Raw genomic sequence first — 21,972 nt, 5'->3', positions numbered from 1 at the left:
CAACTAAATTAGTTGCTCTTTTTTGTTCAATTTTTACTACTAATTGAAGTTCAAAATCAAATCTAAGACTTGTGTAATAATATTAGTCTCATCATGGTTAGAGTTTAACTGTAAAACGAATTTCATTTTATTATCCGTCATTTTCTTACTAGATTTAAACTTAATTGTGTCAAATTGACTTGCTATTTTCTGAACCTTTACGGTCCTATCCCCTAGATCTTGAGTTTCGATATAATTATTTATAATTTTTTTGATTTCAAAATTTCCGACAAAATAATTTTTAGAAACTTCACGCTTAACTTTATTAGCAAAAGGAGATATCGTTCCTTCACTTAAATATTGCAACCCGTTCGTTATTACAATTACATCACCCTTTTTAAACAATATCAATTCACCAATATCTTCAGGCATTTGAATATAATAATAGTCTCCCTCCTTCACAAGGGCACTCTTACGCTCAGCTAGTCGTAATAGTTTGTTCCCTAAAGTAGGATGGGATGATGTGAATACAATTGTAAATATTGGTTTGGTCTGGTCAATTGTCTTTTCAACTTCGACCTCCTCATAATCTTCATCATACTCAATGCCCATATATGTATATTGGTGTGCTTCTATTGCGTGAAAAAATAGAGAAAGGTCACCATCAAACATTGTGGCAGTAGCCTTTTCATCTATTAAAGTACTAACTAAATCAAGTACTATATCAGTATCCTCACTATCTACAGGGAGCTCCGAAAGCATTTGCTCCATTAATAAAGGATAATTCTTAAGTGTTTCTTCTGTATTAAAATGATAAGATAAATAAGCTATAGGTTCTTCTTGAGGGAAAAAACGGAATATATTGCTATTAGCCTTTCGCTTAACAATTTTTGACATGACACCTGAAAGCATTGGAGAGTATTCAATAATTTGCTCTATTCTAGCATTATCATTATCAAAAAAAAGATCCATTCTCATACTTAATAAAGAATATTTTTTTGAATTTTCATCTGATTTTGGTAAAAAATCAAGACCTCCTAGTACTCTATAGAAATTAGTAACCTTCGAATACACTGACTCGTAATTTAACCAAGCAGATACATCTGCCTCTCTATTTAATTTGCTCAAAGATGGTGTTACTAATCCATTGCTAAAAAGTAGTCCAAGATAACCTTCACGCTTTAATTGCCGAGATAGCCTATCTTGTTCTAATTGCTTTAGATAATCATCATAATACGAAGTTTGAGTACTATCTATTTCATATGACATCCATGAGAGATCCTTAGGGTCCTCCATAGGTATCTCAACTTCAACTTCTTCAACTTCTTCAACTTCTTCAACTTCTTCAACTTCTTCAACTTCTTCAACTTCTTCAACTTCTTCAAAATATTCTATTTCCTCTATTTCCTCTATTTCCTCCACTTCTTCAAGCCAATCTGAAGTATCATGATAAAGGGTAGGTGAATTTGTATTTGTAAACCCATAAATCACTAAATTCTCTTCATTCCAACCCAAGGTAATATCATCCTCCAAACTTGAGAACATACTAAAATTAGGGTGCTTCACAATGGGTTGTTCTTTATAACCAGGATCAAGCTCTTTAAGAGTTTCTATGCGATTTTGAATTAAATTATCAATACCCATAGAATTATTTATTGGAATGATAAGTTGATAATATGGTATACTGTCAGTAAAACTACCATGTAGAATAATTGATCTATTTTTATCTACATAGGTTATAAACTCTTTTAGATTAAAGCTTAAAAATTCCTCATAAAGACCTTCAATCACTGGGTGACTAATCAAACTATTAAAATCGACCTTTTTAGAGAACTGAGAGGTATTAAACTCAACAACATAATCGACACTCTGCTTAGATTCCTGACTAAAACAAAATATAGGCGTTAATAAAACCAAATAAAAAAACTGTTTCATATAATAAATTAAGGGGTAAAACGTATTGAATTATTCATAAGGGAATTGTCTTGTAAAACATCCCACACTGTATGTCTCAAAAAAACAGTCTTTTTAGATTTAGACAGCTTTCCTTCCGGATTTTTAATCCCGTAAATAGTTTTGTCAAATGTATAAACTGCTGTAATAAGAGCAGCACTAAGGGTCTCTTTCCTTTTCTCTTTTGTTTTTAAATCCTCCGGTAATGGATAAGAAGCAATTCGTTCAAATAATCCATCATTAAATTTAAAATGAATAAATTCCCCTTGATCATAATTTATAAGGTTCAATGCGGCATTTAAACTTGCTATAGTTGAGTAAGAAAATCGTATGGAGAATATATAATTATTGAAATCATATGATGTTTCTACCTTAGAAATCCCCTGAATCTTTAGAGCGTCCCTTTTATATTCCATCAATCTTTTTTTTATTTCCATCTCCTCGGGAATCCTAACACCATCCACTTCTCCAAGAAAAATGGCCGATTTAGTTTTAAACCATGATTCCGAAAAATCAACCATTAAAGAATATTGGCCACTTTCATTACTATATTGGTGGATTTTTTCAGTTATTTGAAAACAGCTAGTTAATACTAGGCATAAACTGAAAAGGTATACTTTTGTCATCTGGCAAAAATAACATTTAACTGGTTTTTCTTCTCATAAAAAAACATGTTATGTACAAAAAAAGTAATCTTTTTCTTGGAATCAAGCCCTTAAAAGGCAACTTCAACTATAACAAAACTTTAAAGATACAAAACGAATCAAGTCTTATATATTTATAACTTTGCCATAAATATTTGAAGTATGTTCCCACTTAGAAGAAATAGACGTTTACGAACCAATGAAAGTATACGTTCTTTAGTTCGAGAAACAATTATAACACCCAACGACTTCCTAGTTCCCCTATTCATTGTAGAAGGCAAAGGCATAAAAGAAGAAATCCCTTCCATGCCTAATTACTACAGATACAGTTTAGATTTACTTGAAAAGGAAGCGAAAGAATTATGGAGCCTAGGATTAAAGTCAGTGTTACTTTTTGTTAAAGTACCTGACAATTTAAAAGATAACAAAGGAACGGAAGCCTTAAATCCAAATGGATTAATGCAGCGTGCTATAAAAACAGTTAAAAATGCCGTGCCCGACATGCTCGTAATGACCGACGTGGCATTGGATCCTTTTTCAATTTATGGTCACGACGGTATTATTGAAAATGGAATGATTGTTAATGATCTTACTACTGCAATATTATCGGAAATGAGCATTTCTCATGCGCAAGCTGGAGCTGATATTGTAGCACCAAGTGACATGATGGACGGACGTATATTAGAAATCCGTGAAGCTTTAGAAGAAGAAGGTTTAGTAAATACAGGTATCATGGCTTACAGTGCAAAATATGCATCTGCATTTTATGGACCATTTAGAGATGCTCTAGATTCTGCACCAGTAGACGCCTTACATATTCCAAAGGACAAGAAAACGTATCAAATGGATTATGCTAATCGAATAGAAGCGCTTCGAGAAACCGAAATGGATATCGATGAGGGCGCAGATATTGTTATGGTAAAACCAGGCATAGCCTATTTGGATATTGTACGTGAGATAAAAAATGCAGTTGATGTACCTGTAGCAGTCTATCAAGTTTCAGGTGAATATGCAATGATAAAAGCTGCCTCGGAAAAAGGCTGGCTAGATCACGACGCAGTAATGCTAGAGCAAATAACTGCCATTAAACGTGCCGGAGCTGACATAATTGCAAGCTATTTTGCAAAAGATGTAATAAAACTTCTATATAAATAATATGGAATACCTTTTGATTCATTTTAAGAAAAGCAATCACTGAAAATACAAATTAAATACAGCCTTATTATGTTCCTTGCAGGATTCCTTTTCCTGCAAGGAGTTTTGGCTTCTTCAAATGAGGTTAATGAAAAAGTTGGTGAATTAACAACCTCCCAACTTCATACAGAAGAGATCATTCAGCAGATACCAATAAAGGCTGTTGCTGTAGAAAATCAATTTTATTCCCTTTCTATACAATATGTTGATGGTCAACCATTGGCAGCAAATGAAGTTTTTCCTTTTAACTTCATTGAGATTTCTGAAATATATTCCCCACTACCATTATTATTTTCTGTTCTTTTAGACGTAAAGGGAATGTACTTTCAACTTTTATTTCCCTTCCATTCCTTTTTCTGATCTGTGAATTTCATTATGCCACTTTAGTTTCTCTGAAAAATAATTTGGAGAAACTGTTTATCTATTCATTAAATTCAGAAAATCATGGAAGTATCTACTACATTGATGGGACTATTATTACTCGCGCTATTTATGGGACCCATCTTATACATTATTATTCGCAATAAAAGCAAAGAAAAAAAACGACTACAGGAATTTTTAAAAACAGGAGCCTCACATCAAATGCAATTAGATGTTTACGAAATTATGAAGCACACAGCCATAGGCCTTGATAGTAAAACCCGTCAACTATTGGTTATGCCAATTGACGCCCCAGCTAAAGCCAAAATAATTTCACTTGAAGGCTATCGCCACAGCGAAGTAAAAACTGAAATCAAAAGAGAAGACAACTACACATACATTCAGCGAGTTCATATCGCTATTACTGGTGGAAACAAAATGGATGAAATTGTATTTTACGATGAAACAGTTGACAATGTAATGGAAGCCGAAGTACAACTTGCAGTAGCCAAAAAATGGCAAAACACCCTAGCTTCTGTTCATGTATAGTTAAATTTGTAATAAAAACACCCATTACCAAATGGGTGTTTTTTATTTATGAAATTTTATAATTCATTATTTCCTTACATTTGTTCTTAGTTGTATAATATAAAAACGAATGGCAACCTTACTCGCATTCCTATTTCTTTCTGTTCTTTTCTCATTTATTTGTTCTGTATTAGAGGCTGTTTTGTTAAGTGTCACACCCACTTTTATCAACCTTGAAAAAAAGAACAATAAAAAATACGCCGCGAAACTCGAAGCATTAAAAAATGACATCGATATGCCTCTTATTGCCATCCTAACCTTCAATACATTAGCACATACGGTAGGTGCAATTGGTGTGGGAGCTTCCGCTGAACAAGCATTTGGAAATGGTAGTCATATTGTTGCTTTGGTATCTTCAATAACTACTATTTTAATTCTAGTTGTTTCTGAGATTATTCCAAAAACAATTGGAGCAACTTATTGGAAGCAATTGGCAGGCATAAGTACAACCTTCCTTCAAATTATAATATTTCCTTTAAAATGGACAGGGATTATTTGGTTGTTACGTCTTATTACTAGACTGGTTGGTGGTAAAAATGCCCATGGTTCCTTGTTTAGTAGAGAAGAATTTGGCACTATGACAGACATTGCTCATGAGGAGGGTGTTTTTGAAGAATCGGAATCCAAAATCATAAAAAATCTATTACGTTTCAATGAGGTAGAAGCTAAACACATTATGACTCCTCGAACAGTCATGAAAATTGCATCTGAAGAAGAAACTATAGGTAATTTCTTTGAACATAACCGCAATCTAACCTTTTCCAGAATACCAGTATATAAAGATGAAGAAGATAATATTACTGGTCTTGTACTTAAGGATGATGTATTAGAGGCTATGATTAATGGTCGTGGAAATGATCCTCTTTCAACCATAAAAAGGGCCATTTTGGTTACAAGAAGAAGCATCCCTATTCCTGAATTATTTGAAATGCTAATTTCCGAAAAAAATCATCTTGCATTAGTGGTTGATGAATATGGGTCAATTAATGGAATTGTGACCATGGAGGATATTATAGAAACCTTATTAGGAATTGAAATTCTGGATGAAAAAGACAGTGTGGCGGACCTACAAGTTTTAGCAAGAAACAATTGGGAAAAAAGAGCTACTCGTATGGGTATCTTGCGAGACGATAATGAATAATTATCTAGAGACCAATATAAATACTCCTATTGGAATTACCTGTATAAAAGGTTCAAATGATGGTATTATTTCTATTAGTGTAATAGAAGATGGAATAGTTTCTGTCAACCATCCAAAAGAACTACAACTTGCAGTGGATCAACTAGGTGAATATTTTTTAGGAGAACGAACCATATTCACATTCCCTATAATTCCTGAAGGCACACCCTTTCAACAAGAAGTTTGGAAGGCATTACGCAACATTCCTTATGGCACTACCACCTCCTATCTTGAACTAAGCAGAACCCTAGGTGATGAAAAAGCAATCCGTGCGGTGGCATCAGCAAATGGAAAAAATCCATTATGGATAGTCATTCCTTGTCACAGAGTTATTGGGAAGGACGGTTCTCTAACGGGTTATGCTGGAGGTCTTTGGCGAAAACGATGGCTATTAGAACATGAAAATCCTCCTTTTCAACAATCCTTATTTTGAATTTTTGGCTATCTTTAGTTCAAACTATTTAAAACCATGAATTTTATAAAAAAACTACTGAAATGGGTTGTTATTCTGCTAGCAACTATCGTAATTGTACTTTATATAACCGACACTGATTATCTTATAAAGGCAGTCCGAACTATCTATTTAAAAGGAGAAACTACTGCATATCTTGAAGATTACAAGCATTTTGACAACCAAGTTTTAGAAATTGGAACTCCAGAACCATGGCCTCTACACAAATCATATAATTCAGTCAATGAAACCGAAAAGCTGATGAAAACGCATGAAGATTTAGGCTCAGTGGCTTATGTAATTATTAAAAATGACAGCGTTTGGTTTGAAAATTATTATGATGGATTTAATAAAACTAGCAAATCCAACTCTTTTTCAATGGCTAAAAGTTATGTGTCTGCTTTACTAGGCAAAGCAATAATGGAGGGATATATTACTGGGCTAGACCAACCTGTATGTGATTTTATTCCTGAGTTTTGTGAAGGTATGGCAAAAAAAATGACTGTCGGAGATCTTTCAAGCATGTCTTCTGGGACAAACTGGGATGAAGCTTACTACTCCCCTCTTTCTATTACCACTCGCGCTTACTTTGATGATGACTTAAGCAGTGTTGTAACTGGTCTAAAAGTAGTCGAAGAACCTGGTCAAGCATTCAAATATGCTAGTGGAGATACCCAAATGCTTGCTATGGTTATTGAACGTGCAACTGGGAAAAAACTCTATCAGTATTTAACTGACAGTTTTTGGAAGCCATTAGGAAGTGAAAACCAAGCCTTATGGCAAGTAGATAGCAAAGAGCACGATATGGTAAAAGCCTATTGTTGTATTGCGGGTAATGCCAAAGATTTTGCGCGAATGGGGAAATTATATAAAGATCACGGCAAATGGAATGGAAAGCAACTACTTGACTCAACTTTTATTGCTAAATCTGTCACCCCTCGATTTAAAGAAAGTCCAGAATACGGTTATGGATGGTGGATGAAGGATCAAGGAGACAAGCACTTTTTTATGATGCGTGGACACTTAGGTCAATATGTCCTTGTGGAACCTAATGATAATATTATTATTGTTCGCTTAGGCCATCAGAAATCAGAAGATGCTGGAGTTGGTCAATTTTCAAATGACATTACAGTATATATTGAAGAAGCCTATAAAATGATGGGTGATGCTCTTAAAAATTAATCTTGAAAACATATTATTTTTAGATATTGAAACTGTTCCAGAACATGAAAACTATACAGCACTTTCACAAGAGATGCAAGATTTATGGGACACCAAATCAAAATATCAACGTAAAGACGAATTCACACCAGAAGAGTTTTATAGCAATGCCGGCATTTGGGCTGAATTTGGAAAAATAATTTGTATTTCAGTAGGTTATTTCGATTCAAAAAGTGGAAAAAGAAGGTTTAGAGTAACATCCTTTTATGGTGATGAAAATTCTCTTTTACATTCCTTTTCCAACTTACTGGAGACTTATTTCAATCAACCTTACCATCTTTTATGTGCACATAACGGAAAGGAATTTGACTTCCCTTTCATTGCAAGACGAATGATAATAAACAGAATTCCACTACCAAACAAACTTAATCTCTTTGGAAAAAAACCATGGGAGATACCACATCTAGACACTCTAGAGTTATGGAAATTTGGAGATTATAAAAATTATACATCCTTAAAGTTACTTACTCAGATATTAGGTATTCCCTCTCCTAAAGATGATATTGATGGAAGTAAAGTACGTGACACTTATTACCTAGAGAAAGATATTGATAGAATTATAACCTATTGCGAAAAAGACACTATTTCGGTTGCTCAAATCCTATTACGTTTACGTAATGAACCCCTATTAGAAAAAGAAGAAATATTGCATATTTGACATGCTCAAAGTACAAAACCTCACCATATCCTTTAAGAGTCAAGACGCTTATACAACAGTAGTTAATGATTGCTCATTCACAATACATCCCAACGAAATAGTTGGAATTGTTGGAGAATCTGGGAGTGGAAAATCAGTTACGTCATTAGCGCTCATGGGATTACTCCCTTTAGATAAAGCATCCATCTCTGGTTCCATCATGATGGGAAATGCCCCACTTCACACCCTATCTGAAAAGCAGTGGCAACAATGGAGGGGTAACAGAATCAGCATGATTTTTCAAGAACCTATGAGCTCATTGAATCCATCCATGCGTTGTGGAAATCAAATTACGGAAATCCTTAAACTTCACACCAAACTTACGCATAACTCCATAAAAGAGGAAGTATTGTCCCTGTTTGAAAAAGTGAAGCTTCCAGATCCGGAACGTATCTTCAATAGCTATCCACATCAACTATCCGGCGGGCAAAAGCAACGTGTTATGATTGCAATGGCCATTGCCTGTAAACCACAAATATTAATTGCAGATGAACCTACTACTGCACTAGATGTAACGGTTCAAAAAGAAATAATCCTTCTGCTCAAAGAATTACAACAAGAAACTCGAATGAGTATCTTATTTATATCTCACGATTTATCTCTAGTAGCTGATATTGCACAAAAGGTTTTAGTAATGTATCAAGGAAATCTTGTTGAAAAAGGGAATACTGCAGAACTATTTAGTCGGCCAAAACACAACTATACAAAAGCTCTTTTGGCTTCTCGTCCTTCAGCAGATGTTCGTTTGAAACGGCTACCTACAATTAAAGATTTTCTAGAAGAAAGATCAGTTTCAGAATGTATTACATTTGAAGAACGCCTTACAAGTCATCAAAAAATATATTCACAAACACCATTACTTGAGGTACGTAACATTGAAAAAGTATATGTTTCATCTCTTGGGATTTTAAGTAAACGACATACTGTTAAGGCAGTTGATAATGTATCCTTCTCTATGTATAAAGGAGAAACGTTGGGGCTAGTTGGAGAAAGTGGTTGTGGAAAATCAACTCTTGGAAACACTATTTTACAATTAGATAAAGCGACTGCTGGAACGATTATATACGAAGGAACGGATATTACAAAATTAAAATCATCGCAAATAAGAACATTACGTAAAGAAATTCAACTTATTTTTCAAGATCCATTTGCATCGTTAAATCCAAGAATACCAATTGGCCAAGCGATAATGGAACCAATGCAAGTACATGGATTATATTCAAATAATAGGATTCGTAAGGAAAAAGTTATGGAATTACTGGAGCGTGTGGGTTTGCAGACTTCACATTTTGGTCGGTATCCCCATGAATTTTCTGGTGGTCAACGACAAAGAGTAGGAATAGCTCGTACCATAGCATTACAACCCAAACTAATTATTTGTGATGAGTCTGTGTCAGCATTAGATATATCCGTACAAGCCCAAGTATTAAATTTACTCAATGAATTAAAAGAAAGTTTTGACTTTACATACCTTTTTATATCACATGATTTGGCCGTAGTAAAATACATGAGTGATCGACTCATGGTGATGAATAAAGGTAAAATTGAAGAATTTGGGGAATCGGACACTATATATAATACACCGAAAAGCCCCTATACACAAAAATTAATAAAAGCAATCCCGAAAGGTTTATAACATAAAAACCTTTCGGGTTACTTTGAACAAATCCTTTACTAAGATGTAGGTTGGTTTCAATTTTGCTTCTGAGTAGCGTACAACAAACACCAGGAGTAAAAGGCATCCTAGCAAAATGAGCAGTTTTGGTAACATAAGCGGTTGGTTATTATTTAATTTGGGAATATAAACTTACTCACTTTTTTATAAATCATCGACAAAATAGCACATAATTTCGATGAAATGCATTATTCAATTAATTAAACAATCATTTCGGGTATTTTTCCTTCAACTATAAGCGAACCTTCTGTAGCATTTTGTATTTCTTCAATAGAAACACCAGGAGCTCTTTCTAATAGCTTAAACCCATCCGAGGTAACTTCAAGAACCGCCAATTCTGTAACAACCTTCTTAACACAGCCTACACCTGTAAGTGGTAAAGTACAACGCTTCAATAATTTAGATTCTCCAGCTTTATTCGTATGCATCATGGCAACAATTATATTCTCAGCAGAAGCAACTAAATCCATGGCGCCTCCCATTCCCTTAACCATTTTCCCTGGGATTTTCCAGTTAGCTATATCTCCATTGTCAGACACCTCCATAGCCCCCAAAATAGTAAGATCAACATGTTTTCCTCGTATCATTCCAAAGCTCATTGCAGAATCGAAAAAGCTCGCTCCAGGTAACGTTGTTATAGTTTGCTTTCCTGCATTAATAATATCTGGATCTTCATCCCCTTCAAAAGGGAAAGGTCCCATACCTAAAACACCATTTTCGCTTTGAAATTCAACACTTATTCCATCGGGAACATAATTAGCCACCAAAGTTGGTATACCAATCCCTAAATTTACAAAATAACCATCCCTAAGCTCTTGCGCAATTCGCTTAGCAATACCTGTTTTATCTAATGCCATTACTAATTTCTTTTCCTTACTGTTCGTTGTTCAATTCGCTTCTCATAATTTACCCCCTGAAATATACGTTGAACAAATATTCCAGGAATATGTACCTGATTAGGATCTAGTGTCCCAGCAGGAACTAATTCTTCCACTTCAGCAATCGTAATCTTTGCAGCCCCACACATACAAGGATTAAAATTACGAGCAGTCCCTTTAAAAATTAAATTACCAGCAGTATCTCCTTTCCATGCCTTAACGATTGAGAAATCAGCCTTAAAAGCTTCTTCCATAACATACATTTTCCCATTAAACTCCCTGGTTTCTTTACCAATTGCGACTTCAGTCCCATACCCTGCAGGAGTATAAAACGCGGGTATTCCGGCTTGAGCAGCTCGACATTTTTCTGCCAAGGTACCTTGCGGAGTCAATTCAACCTCCAACTCTCCACTTAGCATTTGACGTTCAAACTCATCATTTTCACCCACATAAGATGAAATCATTTTTTTTATTTGCCTCTTTTGAAGGAGAAGACCTAACCCAAAATCATCTACACCAGCATTATTAGATATACACGTAAGGTCTTTGACTCCAGATTTTACTAGTGCTGCTATTGCATTCTCAGGAATCCCACAAAGTCCAAACCCCCCTAACATAATGGTCATCCCATCCTTAACACCCAGAAGAGCTTCATTTACATCTTTTACGTTTTTAGCAATCATTACTTGAAATTTTGATGAAAAATACAAAAAATATATACATTGTTAAAGGAAAACTATCATAAAGCAAATGCTATCATACAAAGAAGCCCGCCTAATTGACGAGCTACTTTGTATGATCATTCCTATAAAAGATTACCTAAAAATCAATCTCAATATCGTCTTCAGGACTGGCTTCATTTTCTTCCTTACAAGACATTTTTATTGTATCATTTTCTGGCGCTATGAAGGCATCTTTAGAAACACCAAGGTCTTCATTGGCGTAACACTTCTTCATATATATTCCCCATATAGGCAGGGCCATAGTAGCACCTTGTCCGTAGGCTATTCTTTTAAATCGAACAGAACGATCTTCGCCTCCTACCCATACTCCAGTGACTAGATTCGGCACCATACCCATAAACCAACCGTCACTTTGATTTTGAGTAGTTCCCGTTTTACCGGCAATAGGGTTTGTAAACTCATAAGGATATCCTGTTACTACTTCTTTATACACTTGATTGTATTTGTCAGCTCCTCTAGTTCTCAAACGAGTACCAGAACCTCCTTGGGTAACACCTTCTAGAAGATTCACAACTGCATGGGCAATTTCAGCACTCATTACATCACGTGTCTCTGGGGTATACTCAAATAAAACAGTTCCGTTTTTGTCTTCAATCCGACTTACTATAATTGGTTTAACATACACTCCTTCATTAGCAAATGTCCCGTAAGCTCCGACCATTTCATAAACTGTTATATCTGCTGTCCCCAAGGCTATGGAAGGCACCTCAGGAATATCCGCTTTGATCCCCAGGTTTTTAACCAAATTAATAACAGGTTGGGGGCCCACTTTATCCATCAAATTAACTGTAACGGAATTGACCGAATTTGCCAAGGCTTGTTTAAGCGTATACATTTCTCCTGAAAATTTTCCATCAGAATTTTTAGGGCACCAAGCTTGTGGATTATTATACTTATTTGCTTCAATACATGTTTGAACATCAGGCACCTCATAACAAGGAGCATAATGAAGCTGATCTATAGCTGTAGCATACACAAAAGGCTTAAAAGTAGATCCCGATTGACGCGCTCCCTGAATTACCTGATCGTATTGAAAATGTTTATAGTTAATTCCCCCTACCCAAGCTTTTACATATCCTGTTTGAGGTTCCATAGACATCATCCCTGTACGAAGGAATGTTTTATAATATCTTATTGAGTCTAGAGGAGTCATTATAGTATCTTTTTCACCTTGCCAAGTAAATACCTCCATCTCAATAGGCTTGTTAAAAGAAGCTCTTATCTCCTTTTCCGATTTTCCTTGAGCCTTCATAAAGCGCCAACGATCAGATGTCTTCATTGCACGCTCTAAAATATTATCTATTTCCTTTTCACTTATCCCTACAAAAGGTGTTGTTTTATTACGTTCTGTAGTGTTTTGCACAAAATACTCCGCTTGAAGGCGTGTCATATGTTCCGTAACAGCCTCCTCGGCGTAACGTTGCATCCGAGAATCAATGGTTGTATAAATTTTTAAGCCATCCAAGTACAAGTTGTGTTTTCCTCCTTCGGCCTTTGGATTATTATCTATCCACTCCTTAAGATAAGCTCTCAGGTATTCTCTAAAATACGTTGCAACTCCCTCTTTATGTGATTCAGGATTGTAATTTATTTCCAAAGGGAGTTGTTGTAATGAATCACGTTGCTGCTTCGTAATAAAATTACTTTTAGCCATTTGACCCAAGACTACATTTCGTCTATTAGTAACACCTTGAGGATTGCGTCTTGGATTATAAAGAGATGAATTCTTAAACATCCCAACAAGAACAGCACTTTCGTCTACCGTTAATTCCTTAGGTTCCTTACCAAAATATATTCGTGAGGCAGACCGAATACCATCAGCCTGATTATTGAAATCATAAATATTAAAGTACATCATAATGATTTCCTCCTTTGTATATTGTCTCTCAAGTTGAACAGCGATAACCCATTCTTTAATCTTTTGAGTAATAGCTTGGAAAATATTTTTAGACCTAACCCCTACGAACAATTGCCTGGCCAATTGTTGAGTTATGGTAGATGCTCCGCCCTTACTACCTAAATAAACTACTGCTCGCATGGTGCCAATAGCATCAATACCAGAATGTTTATAATATCTTTCGTCTTCGGTAGCAACAAGCGCTTTTACAAGGTGATCTGGCAGGTCTTCGTAAGCTACTGGTGTCCGGTTATCATCTAAATAAAACTTACCTAGTGTTTGTCCATCAGAAGATATAATTTCACTTGCTAAATTTGTATCTGGATTTTCTAATCTTCTAAAATCAGGGAGTTCCCCAAAGAGCCCAAATGAAGCAGATAAAAAAAGTAAAGCTACCAACAATACTCCACTGATAAATAGAATCCAAAACCAACGAATGTAGACTATAAAGTTATTCTTTTTCGGGGTGTCTTTTGCCATAAATTATTTGTTATGCTGAGATTGTTTTTCAATTGATATTCCTAAATCTATAATCCCTTCTAAATTCTCAATTCCGTCATTTTCACCATTTTTTCGCATCGCATGACGGATTAGCATTTTATAAGTCCCTTGTATTGGAAAATGAACTCCTTCCTTATACCATAACTTACTTTCCTTAACAGCAGAAAACCCTTTGCCGAGCCATTTCCCACTTGGTTCCGCCATGGCGTATTCCAACGTATCACTGACCACCTTACCATCAGGAAATCGCATTTCTACTAACATAAAAAGATTACTAAAGGAATATTGCTCATTATTACGCGTCCATACATAAACATCATATGTATTTAAAGTGTCCGGTTCCTTAAATTCAAAGACTATGTCTTGATCCTTATGCCAACCATTAGGTAAGGACTGGAATTCACTATGAACGGTATTAGCATCACAGGCTATAAGCACCCATGAAAGCAACAAAAATGGGATTTTATTTCGCATCCTTTTTATTTCTATTGAAATTTTTATTGCGTCTTTTCTTAGGTTTACGTTTTGCTATAGGTTTGTCAAAACGAGTAAGACTATCCTGTCCTACAACGTTCTCAAATTGATTTTTAGTATCTTCTTCCACTAATACTGAGGCATACTCTTCTAAACTAGCCACCTTTTGTTTTTTGGAATTAAGCTGAACAATTTCACTTACTTGTTCTACTGTTAGTTTATGCCAATTGATACTATCATCATCATACGTGTACCAAAGTAACCCTTTAAAAATATCAATCTTCTGACAACTTGCCTTCCCCTTTTCTGTATATAATTTAGTCTCTGGCTTAGGAAATTCTTGTAGGGCATCCAAATAAGCGTCCAATTCATAGTTCAGACAACATTTAAGCTTCCCACATTGACCTGCCAATTTTTGTGGATTAAGTGATAACTGTTGGTAACGAGCAGCAGCAGTATTAACAGATCGAAAATCAGTAAGCCATGTAGAACAGCAAAGCTCCCTACCACAAGAGCCAATACCTCCTAATCGAGCTGCTTCTTGACGAAAACCAATTTGACGCATTTCAATACGAATAGAAAACGCCTTGGCCATATCTTTAATAAGCTGTCTAAAATCAACTCTATCTTCAGCTGTATAATAAAAGGTTGCCTTGGATCCATCACCTTGAAATTCAACATCTGAAATTTTCATTTCGAGTCCTAAAGCAATTGCTAATTCTCGAGAACGTTTCTTAATTTCCTCTTCTCGATTACGGGCAGTTGACCAAATATCAATATCTTTCTGAGAAGCCTTTCGATATACCTTAGGAAGATCTGGATTAGTCCAATCCACCTTCTTCTTTTTCATCTGTACTTTCACCAATTCTCCGGTAAGGGTTACAATCCCTACATCATGACCAGGAGAAGATTCCGTTGCAACGATATCTCCAATACTCAAGGTGAGCTTTTCGTTATTTCTAAAAAACTCCTTTCTACTATTCTTAAACCGGACTTCTACACAATCGAATATCTCATGTCCTAAGGGAAGAGAAATATTGGCAAGCCAATCAAATACGGTTAATTTATTACATCCATCGGTGCCGCAAGTTCCGTTGTTCTTACAGCCGCGTGGTTGTCCATCCTTTCCAGTGGAACAACTGCTACAACCCATTTTTTCTATATATTGAATCAGCAAGAGACTGGATGTCAGTTTGCTGAAAAAGATTCATAATTTAACTCTCCAAAAAGTAAAGATACTATTTTTCTTCGGAAGCCCTATAGAGATTTTTAGGAAAGGTTTCTTTTGAATTTTATAGTCTCTGACCTCCCTTTCTTAAAAATTTTATTTGACTTAGTCTTACCCCTACGCAACATTTTCTGCTCGTCATAAGATAAGCTAGAAACTTCTTTACAGGCATCGGAGCAACATCCTTGCATTTCTGACTTACAACTTTCACATTGAATAAACAATAGATGGCATGCTTCATTAGCACAATTGACATGCGTATCACAGGATGTTCCGCATTGATGACATTGGGCTATTACTTCATTACCTATAGACTCAGCCATACGCTCATCAAAAACAAAATTTTTACCTATGAACTTATTCTCCAGACCTTGTTCCTGAATTTGCCGAGCATAATTAATAATGCCACCTTCTAATTGATACACCTCCTTAAAACCTTTATGTTTAAAATATGCACTGGCCTTTTCACAACGAATACCTCCTGTACAATACATAACAAGTTTTTTATCCTCTTTGTGCTCCTTAAGATCATCTTCTATAATAGGCAATGAGTCACGAAAAGTATCTACATCTGGAGTAATTGCATTTTTGAAATGACCTATTTCACTTTCATAGTGATTTCTCATATCCACCAAAATAGTGTTTGGGTCCTCTATAAGCTCATTAAATCTATCTGCATTAACATGTATTCCAATATTGGTGACATCAAAGGTTTCATCATTAAGTCCATCCGCTACAATTTTATGCCTTACTTTAATTTTAAGTTTTAAAAACGCATAATTATCTTGCTCAATAGCCACATTAAGACGCACATTCTTTAAAAATGGAATACTATCAAGATGTTCCTTAAAACGACCAAAATACTCAGCAGGAACGGATAGTTGAGCATTAATACCTTCATGCGCAACATAGATACGACCCAAAACATCTAATCTATTCCAAACTAAAAATAGTTCATTTCTAAAAACTTCCGGATCTTGAATATGTGCATATTTATAGAAAGAAAGCGTAAGACGGTCCTTTCCGGCCGCCTCAATAAGCGCTGCTCTTTCTTTAGCACTTAAATTATTGTACAGTTGCATGCTATACCAATTTTTTTAAGGTTAAAGAAAATATTTAAATTTTTTTTGTACTAATTATTTTTACCGGACAGGCTTTTTGAGCCTGTACACATTCTTCATAAATACTATCATCATGTGATTTTATTGTAAAAAATCCCTTTTTCTCGGTACTATGAAGCAATACACTTTTCCCATCCTTTTTAGACATCTGGAACTGTGCAGGGGCCATCTCGACACAATAATTACATCCTATACATTTATCTCGTTGGAGAGTTACGATAACCATTATTCTTGAACAATTTTATAAAGCTTATCTGAAAGCCGTACACGAAAATCTGTTCTAAAAGTGCAAGAATCTCCTTTTTTAGCTACTTGAATACGCTCATCATTAACCATCATATCTTCCAACTCAAACTCTTTTACACCAGTAGTAGGGCCAGTTATCAACAATTTATCTCCTATTTTAATTTCAAAAGCCTCGATCTTAAATTCAGCAATATTTGTTTTCGGAAAAAAGTGCATCCCTTTACCCACATAAACCTTCCTCTGGCTAGCTTGCGAACCAGGTCCATCACTCCATTCTCCTAAATTTTGCCCAAGATAATAGCCACTCCAAAATCCTCTGTTATACACAGTCGACAACGCCTCCATCCACACCATTACCTTTTCTTTAGAATACTCTCCTTCATAATAGGCGTCAATGGCATCCCTATAAGTCCGAATAACAGTTGCTACATACTCAGGGGCACGACCACGTCCTTCAATTTTCAATACTTTTGCACCCGTGTCAATAACCTGATCTAGAAAATCAAGAGTACACAAATCTTTTGGTGACATCATATATTCATTATCCAACTCTATCTCAAAGCCACTTTCTTGATCTATTACAGTATATTTTTTACGACAGTTTTGCTTGCAGGCACCTCTATTTGCAGAAGAATTGTGTGAATGCAAACTCAAGTAGCATTTACCAGACACCGCCATACATAATGCTCCATGACCGAAAATTTCAATTTCTACTAAATTTCCCGACGGCCCTTTTATTTGTTCCTTCTCTATTTGTTCACAAATCTTTTTAACCTGCCGCAAACTAAGCTCTCTACTCATCACCATTGTATCAGCAAAAAGAGCATAAAATTTCACGGTCTCTATATTGGTGATGTTTATTTGAGTAGAAATATGAATCTCCATCCCGATTTGTCTTGCATAAGCTATAACCGCTTGATCCATAGCTATAACAGCAGTAATATCGGCGGTCTTGGCAGCATCCAGCAAAGTCTTTATTATAGACAAATCATGATCATATATAATAGTGTTAAGAGTAAGGTAGGTACGTACATTTTTCACCTTACAACGCGCAGCAATCTCAGGCAAGTCATCAATAGTAAAATTAATACTTGCACGTGCACGCATATTAAGCTGTTCTACTCCAAAATACACTGAATCCGCACCATTATCCAATGCTGCTTGTAAAGATTCAAAATTGCCCGCAGGGGCCATTAATTCTATTTTTCCGGATGAAGTCATTACTACTGCTATTTTTCGGGCTGCAAAGATACAAAATAGATGAAAGAATATAAACTACATAATTTCGATTCATCATGTCTCAAGGTGTAAAACCTATTACATATCAATCATTTAAAACAATTCTACTTTCACAAACCAAAAACATAAAGGAATTAAATGTTCATAAAAGCTTTGAGTATCCATTGATTACCACTTTTAAATATAGTACTTTAGCAACCATACTATAAAAACTGTTTGAACCATGAGTGCCGAAAAAGAAGCAAAACTTAAAGCCCTGAAACTCACCTTAGATAAACTAGATAAAACCTATGGAAAAGGTGCCGTGATGAAGTTAGGAGATAGTGCGGTAGAGCAAGTAGAAGTGATCCCTACAGGCTCAATAGGCCTAGATATTGCACTTGGAGTGGGAGGATATCCGCGAGGTAGAATTATAGAGATTTACGGTCCAGAATCATCAGGTAAAACAACACTGACCTTGCATGCAATTGCAGAATCTCAAAAAGCAGGAGGTATTGCTGCATTCATAGATGCAGAACATGCGTTTGACCGTTTCTATGCAGAAAAATTAGGTGTAGACATTGACAATCTTATTATTTCTCAGCCTGACAATGGTGAACAAGCACTAGAAATAGCAGATAATCTTATACGTTCCGGTGCAATTGACTTGGTAGTAATTGACTCGGTTGCGGCGCTTACTCCAAAGAGCGAGATAGAAGGAGAAATGGGAGATTCTAAAATGGGACTGCATGCCAGACTTATGTCACAGGCACTTCGTAAGCTAACTGCAACCATTAATAAAACACGTTGTACAGTTATCTTCATCAACCAACTTCGTGAAAAAATAGGTGTGATGTTTGGAAATCCAGAAACAACTACCGGTGGAAATGCATTGAAGTTCTATGCATCTGTAAGACTTGATATACGCCGTTCTACTCAAATTAAGGATACTGATGGTGAAGCTGCAGGTAACAAAACCAGAGTTAAAGTGGTAAAAAACAAGGTAGCCCCACCATTCAAGTCCGCTGAATTTGATATCATGTTTGGAGAAGGTATTTCTAAAATAGGAGAAATTATAGATATAGGAGTAGAATATGAAATCATTAAAAAAAGTGGATCTTGGTTTTCTTACGGTGACACTAAACTAGGTCAAGGTAGAGATGCCGTTAAAACACTTTTACAAGATAATCCAGAACTCTTCGAAGAATTAGACGTTAAAATCCGTGAAGCACTTAAAACGGTAGCGAAATAATTTCTAAAGCTAATTATATCTAACTGCGAATCTTCCAAGAAAAAGATTCGCAGTTTTTTTTTAGATCAGACGCAACCTTTAAAATAAAGTGCGTCTTATAAAAAAACACCCTAATAATATTTTGTAAATTTATAACACGTATGAAAAAATTAATGGTGGCTTTAATAGCCTTAGTAGCGGTAACAACATCATGTTCATTAGATGACGGTGAAGATTTTTACTTTGAACCTGTAAAAATTATATCGGCAACATTCCCCGAAGAAATGAATGTAGGAACTACCTACACAGTAGAAGTAGTCTACGAACAAACCTCTACATGTCATGTTTTTAATGGATTTAATTATTTACCAGGGGAAAACTTAACTCGTACAGTAACAGCTGTATCAACTGTTTATCCCGAGCGTTTATGTGAAGACTCTGAATTAGAGCGCGAAGCAGCCTTTCAATTCAAACCAGCTGAATCAGGAACTTACGTTTTCAGATTTTGGCAAGGTGAAGATCAATATCTAGAAATAGAGGCCATAGTTGGTGGGGCAAACTAAAATATTGAAACTCGATTATTGAGTGAGTCTAAAACAACTTATACAAGATTGTAGCCAAGATAATCGTAAGGCTCAGGCGGAGCTATACAACTTATTTGCTCCAAAGTTGTATAGCACTTGCCTGAAGTATTCGCGCACTACCGCAGAAGCTGAGGATAATCTACAAGACAGTTTTATTACCATACTCAATAAAATAGATCAATACCGCTTTGAGGGTTCATTTGAAGGATGGATGCGCCGAATTGTAATTAACACGGCACTTCAAAAGTACAGAAACGACACGGTATTCGAGATAATAAAAGATCATACAGACGCTCCTGATGAAGAGTTTTTAACCTCAGAAGCTGAGACACTCTCAATGGATGAGCTTTTAAAATTAATACAAGAACTTCCAGATAGGTATCGCCTAGTTTTCAACCTATATGTTATGGATGGCTATAACCATAAAGAAATTTCAGAGATGTTATCCATTACCGAAGGAACTTCGAAATCCAATCTTGCTAGAGCACGTGGCATTCTCAAATTAAAAATTGAACAAGCCAATACTAAAAAAAGTTTAACATTGTAACAAATGCGAGATAATAAACATATTGATCGCTTTTTTCAAGAAAAGTTTAAAGACTTCGAAGTTGCTCCACAACCAGAGGTTTGGCAACGCATAGAAACTCATCTTGACAAAAAACAAAAAAAACGTGTGATTCCCTTCTGGTGGCAATGGGGTGGTATCGCTGCGGGTTTAGCAATAGTACTTACCATAGGTATAATTAAATGGAATGCCCCTTTAACAGTTAACCCTTCGGAAAATGGAGTAACAAGGAGTGCTGACAATCCCACTTTAGAAAGCGCACCATCTAATTCAACTAATGATGATGCATTAGACAAATGGATGGAGCAATCAAACCAAGTAATTGATTTACCTGAGGAAAAATCAAATAATTCAACAAAAAATATTGCAATAATCAACGCTGTCTCAAAAACAAAGAGTTCATCCATAGAATACCATCAACAGATAAATGACACTAATATTATTCCTGAAAAAAATCAAATTACTACATACGACAAACATTTATCAAATAAAATAGAGGAAGTTCCTCCTTCAGAAAAAACTTCCGACAAACATTTAAAATCAATAGAAGAAGCAATTGCGGAACAAGAAGCGATCAGAGATGAATCCAACAAGCCTATTACTACTGCTAAGAAATGGAGTTTAAATCCCCAAGTGGCTCCGGTTTATTATAGTTCAGTAAGTAATGGCTCTCCTATTGACACACGATTTGTCGAAAACACCAAAAACGGTCAAGTTAACATTAGTTTTGGAGTAAATATATCTTACAATGTAAGTGATAAATTAAGCGTTCGGTCTGGTCTCAATAAAATAAATTTAGGCTACACTACTGAAAATGTAACCTTTGGCAATGGTCTTTCAACCCAAGCTATTAACACCATAAATTTTAAAAATAATGCCAGTATGGTTCCATTATCCAACGATTCAAATATCAATTCACTTTCACCATCACTATCTGAATATAAAACAGTTTCAACCACAAGTGGCTCATTATTGCAAAACATAGGTTATCTTGAACTTCCAGTTGAAATGAAATATAGAGTGACCGGTAACAAACTTAGCATGAATCTAATAGGAGGATTCAGTACCCTATTTTTAATGGACAATCAAATTTTACTTACAAATCAAGGAATGCAGTCTGAGCTTGGAGAAGCTAACAATCTGAATGATATTAACTTTAGCACAAACATAGGTATAGGGGTAGATTACCAATTTTCGAAAAACATGAAATTACTGGTAGAACCACTTTTCAAATATCAATTGAACACCTTCTCTGGGGATCAAGGAAATTTTAGACCCTATTCTCTAGGTCTTCATACCGGACTTAGTATACAATTTTAGTTTTTTAGTTGGTTAGGTTTGCAT

22 protein-coding genes are annotated in these 21,972 nt (G+C 35.5%); 12 read left to right on the top strand and 10 right to left on the bottom strand.

From position 1 onward, the window contains the following. Positions 1 to 39 precede the first annotated feature (39 nt). Together PT603_RS11735 and PT603_RS11730 are read right to left on the bottom strand one after the other, a co-directional pair. The gene (locus PT603_RS11735) at positions 40 to 1,914 is read right to left on the bottom strand and encodes a hypothetical protein (protein WP_274237975.1); all 1,875 of its coding nucleotides are present in this window, start codon (positions 1,912 to 1,914) and stop codon (positions 40 to 42) included. An 8-nt stretch (positions 1,915 to 1,922) separates the two neighbouring features. Next, complete coding sequence (locus PT603_RS11730; RefSeq protein WP_008236241.1) at positions 1,923 to 2,558, bottom strand: hypothetical protein; 636 nt, start codon at positions 2,556 to 2,558, stop codon at positions 1,923 to 1,925. Positions 2,559 to 2,738: 180 nt separating this feature from the next. On the opposite strand from PT603_RS11730, the gene hemB reads away from it, so the two are divergent. The 8 genes from hemB to PT603_RS11690 all read left to right on the top strand — a co-directional run bounded on the left by hemB (position 2,739) and on the right by PT603_RS11690 (position 9,903). Continuing rightward, a complete protein-coding gene (hemB, locus tag PT603_RS11725) occupies positions 2,739 to 3,731 on the top strand; it encodes a porphobilinogen synthase (RefSeq protein WP_008236243.1) in 993 nt (330 codons plus the stop codon). 69 nt (positions 3,732 to 3,800) lie between these two features. Continuing rightward, on the top strand, positions 3,801 to 4,130 hold the full coding sequence (locus PT603_RS11720; RefSeq protein ID WP_008236246.1) for a hypothetical protein: 330 nt from the start codon (positions 3,801 to 3,803) through the stop codon (positions 4,128 to 4,130). Positions 4,131 to 4,214: 84 nt separating this feature from the next. Continuing rightward, on the top strand, positions 4,215 to 4,679 hold the full coding sequence (locus PT603_RS11715; RefSeq protein WP_008236248.1) for a hypothetical protein: 465 nt from the start codon (positions 4,215 to 4,217) through the stop codon (positions 4,677 to 4,679). A gap of 109 nt (positions 4,680 to 4,788) precedes the next feature. Continuing rightward, the gene (locus PT603_RS11710) at positions 4,789 to 5,859 is read left to right on the top strand and encodes a CNNM domain-containing protein (RefSeq protein WP_008236251.1); all 1,071 of its coding nucleotides are present in this window, start codon (positions 4,789 to 4,791) and stop codon (positions 5,857 to 5,859) included. After that, positions 5,852 to 6,331, top strand: coding sequence for a methylated-DNA--[protein]-cysteine S-methyltransferase (locus PT603_RS11705; protein ID WP_008236252.1), 480 nt, complete (start codon positions 5,852 to 5,854; stop codon positions 6,329 to 6,331). Before PT603_RS11710 ends, PT603_RS11705 begins: the two co-directional genes overlap by 8 nt. 36 nt (positions 6,332 to 6,367) lie before the next feature. Next, positions 6,368 to 7,531, top strand: coding sequence for a serine hydrolase domain-containing protein (locus tag PT603_RS11700; protein WP_008236253.1), 1,164 nt, complete (start codon positions 6,368 to 6,370; stop codon positions 7,529 to 7,531). Further along, on the top strand, positions 7,515 to 8,228 hold the full coding sequence (locus PT603_RS11695; RefSeq protein WP_008236255.1) for a 3'-5' exonuclease: 714 nt from the start codon (positions 7,515 to 7,517) through the stop codon (positions 8,226 to 8,228). Before PT603_RS11700 ends, PT603_RS11695 begins: the two co-directional genes overlap by 17 nt. Position 8,229: 1 nt before the next feature. Further along, positions 8,230 to 9,903 (top strand): ABC transporter ATP-binding protein, encoded by a 1,674-nt coding sequence (locus PT603_RS11690; RefSeq protein WP_008236257.1) that lies wholly within the window; start codon positions 8,230 to 8,232, stop codon positions 9,901 to 9,903. A gap of 239 nt (positions 9,904 to 10,142) precedes the next feature. Here PT603_RS11690 and PT603_RS11685 read toward each other — a convergent pair whose 3' ends face one another. The 8 genes from PT603_RS11685 to PT603_RS11650 form a co-directional block, all read right to left on the bottom strand. Next, positions 10,143 to 10,799, bottom strand: a complete 657-nt coding sequence (locus PT603_RS11685; RefSeq protein WP_008236259.1) for a CoA transferase subunit B — start codon at positions 10,797 to 10,799, stop codon at positions 10,143 to 10,145. A 2-nt stretch (positions 10,800 to 10,801) separates the two neighbouring features. Further along, entirely contained in the window at positions 10,802 to 11,503 is a 702-nt protein-coding gene (locus tag PT603_RS11680; RefSeq protein ID WP_008236261.1) for a CoA transferase subunit A, read from the bottom strand. A gap of 136 nt (positions 11,504 to 11,639) precedes the next feature. Next, entirely contained in the window at positions 11,640 to 13,940 is a 2,301-nt protein-coding gene (locus tag PT603_RS11675) for a penicillin-binding protein 1A (protein ID WP_008236264.1), read from the bottom strand. A 3-nt stretch (positions 13,941 to 13,943) separates the two neighbouring features. Further along, positions 13,944 to 14,435: a gliding motility lipoprotein GldH gene (locus tag PT603_RS11670; RefSeq protein WP_008236267.1), complete on the bottom strand. Its 492-nt coding sequence runs from the start codon at positions 14,433 to 14,435 to the stop codon at positions 13,944 to 13,946. Beyond that, positions 14,425 to 15,588 (bottom strand): PSP1 domain-containing protein, encoded by a 1,164-nt coding sequence (locus PT603_RS11665; RefSeq protein ID WP_008236268.1) that lies wholly within the window; start codon positions 15,586 to 15,588, stop codon positions 14,425 to 14,427. The genes PT603_RS11670 and PT603_RS11665 overlap by 11 nt, the downstream gene beginning before the upstream one ends. Before the next feature lie 116 nt (positions 15,589 to 15,704). Further along, a complete protein-coding gene (gene trhO, locus PT603_RS11660; protein WP_008236269.1) occupies positions 15,705 to 16,745 on the bottom strand; it encodes an oxygen-dependent tRNA uridine(34) hydroxylase TrhO in 1,041 nt (346 codons plus the stop codon). A gap of 34 nt (positions 16,746 to 16,779) precedes the next feature. Beyond that, positions 16,780 to 17,010 carry a ferredoxin gene (locus tag PT603_RS11655; protein WP_008236271.1) on the bottom strand — a complete coding sequence of 77 codons (231 nt, stop codon included), beginning with the start codon at positions 17,008 to 17,010 and terminating at the stop codon, positions 16,780 to 16,782. Further along, positions 17,010 to 18,251 (bottom strand): peptidase U32 family protein, encoded by a 1,242-nt coding sequence (locus PT603_RS11650; protein WP_008236273.1) that lies wholly within the window; start codon positions 18,249 to 18,251, stop codon positions 17,010 to 17,012. Before PT603_RS11650 ends, PT603_RS11655 begins: the two co-directional genes overlap by 1 nt. Before the next feature lie 241 nt (positions 18,252 to 18,492). Here PT603_RS11650 and recA point away from each other — a divergent pair, with 241 nt between their 5' ends. The 4 genes from recA to PT603_RS11630 all read left to right on the top strand — a co-directional run bounded on the left by recA (position 18,493) and on the right by PT603_RS11630 (position 21,948). Further along, positions 18,493 to 19,500: a recombinase RecA gene (recA, locus tag PT603_RS11645; protein WP_008236275.1), complete on the top strand. Its 1,008-nt coding sequence runs from the start codon at positions 18,493 to 18,495 to the stop codon at positions 19,498 to 19,500. 140 nt (positions 19,501 to 19,640) lie between these two features. Next, entirely contained in the window at positions 19,641 to 20,042 is a 402-nt protein-coding gene (locus PT603_RS11640) for a hypothetical protein (protein ID WP_040488489.1), read from the top strand. Between the two features lie 22 nt (positions 20,043 to 20,064). Further along, positions 20,065 to 20,610 carry an RNA polymerase sigma factor gene (locus PT603_RS11635; RefSeq protein ID WP_008236280.1) on the top strand — a complete coding sequence of 182 codons (546 nt, stop codon included), beginning with the start codon at positions 20,065 to 20,067 and terminating at the stop codon, positions 20,608 to 20,610. A gap of 3 nt (positions 20,611 to 20,613) precedes the next feature. Continuing rightward, entirely contained in the window at positions 20,614 to 21,948 is a 1,335-nt protein-coding gene (locus PT603_RS11630; protein ID WP_008236282.1) for an outer membrane beta-barrel protein, read from the top strand. The last annotated feature ends 24 nt before the right edge of the window (positions 21,949 to 21,972 follow it).

It is taken from the genome of Imtechella halotolerans, from assembly GCF_028743515.2.
GTDB lineage: Bacteria > Bacteroidota > Bacteroidia > Flavobacteriales > Flavobacteriaceae > Imtechella > Imtechella halotolerans.
Note: the sequence above shows the minus strand (reverse complement) of the source record. Positions and strands in the feature narration are given on the sequence as shown.

Excerpts from the sequence above, each read along its gene's own strand:
- PT603_RS11710 (WP_008236251.1), top strand. The coding sequence starts at position 4,789 with ATGGCAACCTTACTCGCATTCCTATTTCTTTCTGTTCTTTTCTCATTT.
- PT603_RS11705 (WP_008236252.1), top strand. The coding sequence starts at position 5,852 with ATGAATAATTATCTAGAGACCAATATAAATACTCCTATTGGAATTACC.
- PT603_RS11700 (WP_008236253.1), top strand. The coding sequence starts at position 6,368 with ATGAATTTTATAAAAAAACTACTGAAATGGGTTGTTATTCTGCTAGCA.
- hemB (WP_008236243.1), top strand. The coding sequence starts at position 2,739 with ATGTTCCCACTTAGAAGAAATAGACGTTTACGAACCAATGAAAGTATA.
- PT603_RS11730 (WP_008236241.1), bottom strand. The coding sequence starts at position 2,558 with ATGACAAAAGTATACCTTTTCAGTTTATGCCTAGTATTAACTAGCTGT.
- PT603_RS11695 (WP_008236255.1), top strand. The coding sequence starts at position 7,515 with ATGCTCTTAAAAATTAATCTTGAAAACATATTATTTTTAGATATTGAA.
- PT603_RS11655 (WP_008236271.1), bottom strand. The coding sequence starts at position 17,010 with ATGGTTATCGTAACTCTCCAACGAGATAAATGTATAGGATGTAATTAT.
- PT603_RS11640 (WP_040488489.1), top strand. The coding sequence starts at position 19,641 with ATGAAAAAATTAATGGTGGCTTTAATAGCCTTAGTAGCGGTAACAACA.
- PT603_RS11650 (WP_008236273.1), bottom strand. The coding sequence starts at position 18,251 with ATGACTTCATCCGGAAAAATAGAATTAATGGCCCCTGCGGGCAATTTT.
- PT603_RS11665 (WP_008236268.1), bottom strand. The coding sequence starts at position 15,588 with ATGGGTTGTAGCAGTTGTTCCACTGGAAAGGATGGACAACCACGCGGC.
- trhO (WP_008236269.1), bottom strand. The coding sequence starts at position 16,745 with ATGCAACTGTACAATAATTTAAGTGCTAAAGAAAGAGCAGCGCTTATT.
- PT603_RS11675 (WP_008236264.1), bottom strand. The coding sequence starts at position 13,940 with ATGGCAAAAGACACCCCGAAAAAGAATAACTTTATAGTCTACATTCGT.
- PT603_RS11690 (WP_008236257.1), top strand. The coding sequence starts at position 8,230 with ATGCTCAAAGTACAAAACCTCACCATATCCTTTAAGAGTCAAGACGCT.
- PT603_RS11735 (WP_274237975.1), bottom strand. The coding sequence starts at position 1,914 with ATGAAACAGTTTTTTTATTTGGTTTTATTAACGCCTATATTTTGTTTT.
- PT603_RS11720 (WP_008236246.1), top strand. The coding sequence starts at position 3,801 with ATGTTCCTTGCAGGATTCCTTTTCCTGCAAGGAGTTTTGGCTTCTTCA.
- PT603_RS11670 (WP_008236267.1), bottom strand. The coding sequence starts at position 14,435 with ATGCGAAATAAAATCCCATTTTTGTTGCTTTCATGGGTGCTTATAGCC.
- PT603_RS11630 (WP_008236282.1), top strand. The coding sequence starts at position 20,614 with ATGCGAGATAATAAACATATTGATCGCTTTTTTCAAGAAAAGTTTAAA.
- PT603_RS11715 (WP_008236248.1), top strand. The coding sequence starts at position 4,215 with ATGGAAGTATCTACTACATTGATGGGACTATTATTACTCGCGCTATTT.
- recA (WP_008236275.1), top strand. The coding sequence starts at position 18,493 with ATGAGTGCCGAAAAAGAAGCAAAACTTAAAGCCCTGAAACTCACCTTA.
- PT603_RS11680 (WP_008236261.1), bottom strand. The coding sequence starts at position 11,503 with ATGATTGCTAAAAACGTAAAAGATGTAAATGAAGCTCTTCTGGGTGTT.
- PT603_RS11685 (WP_008236259.1), bottom strand. The coding sequence starts at position 10,799 with ATGGCATTAGATAAAACAGGTATTGCTAAGCGAATTGCGCAAGAGCTT.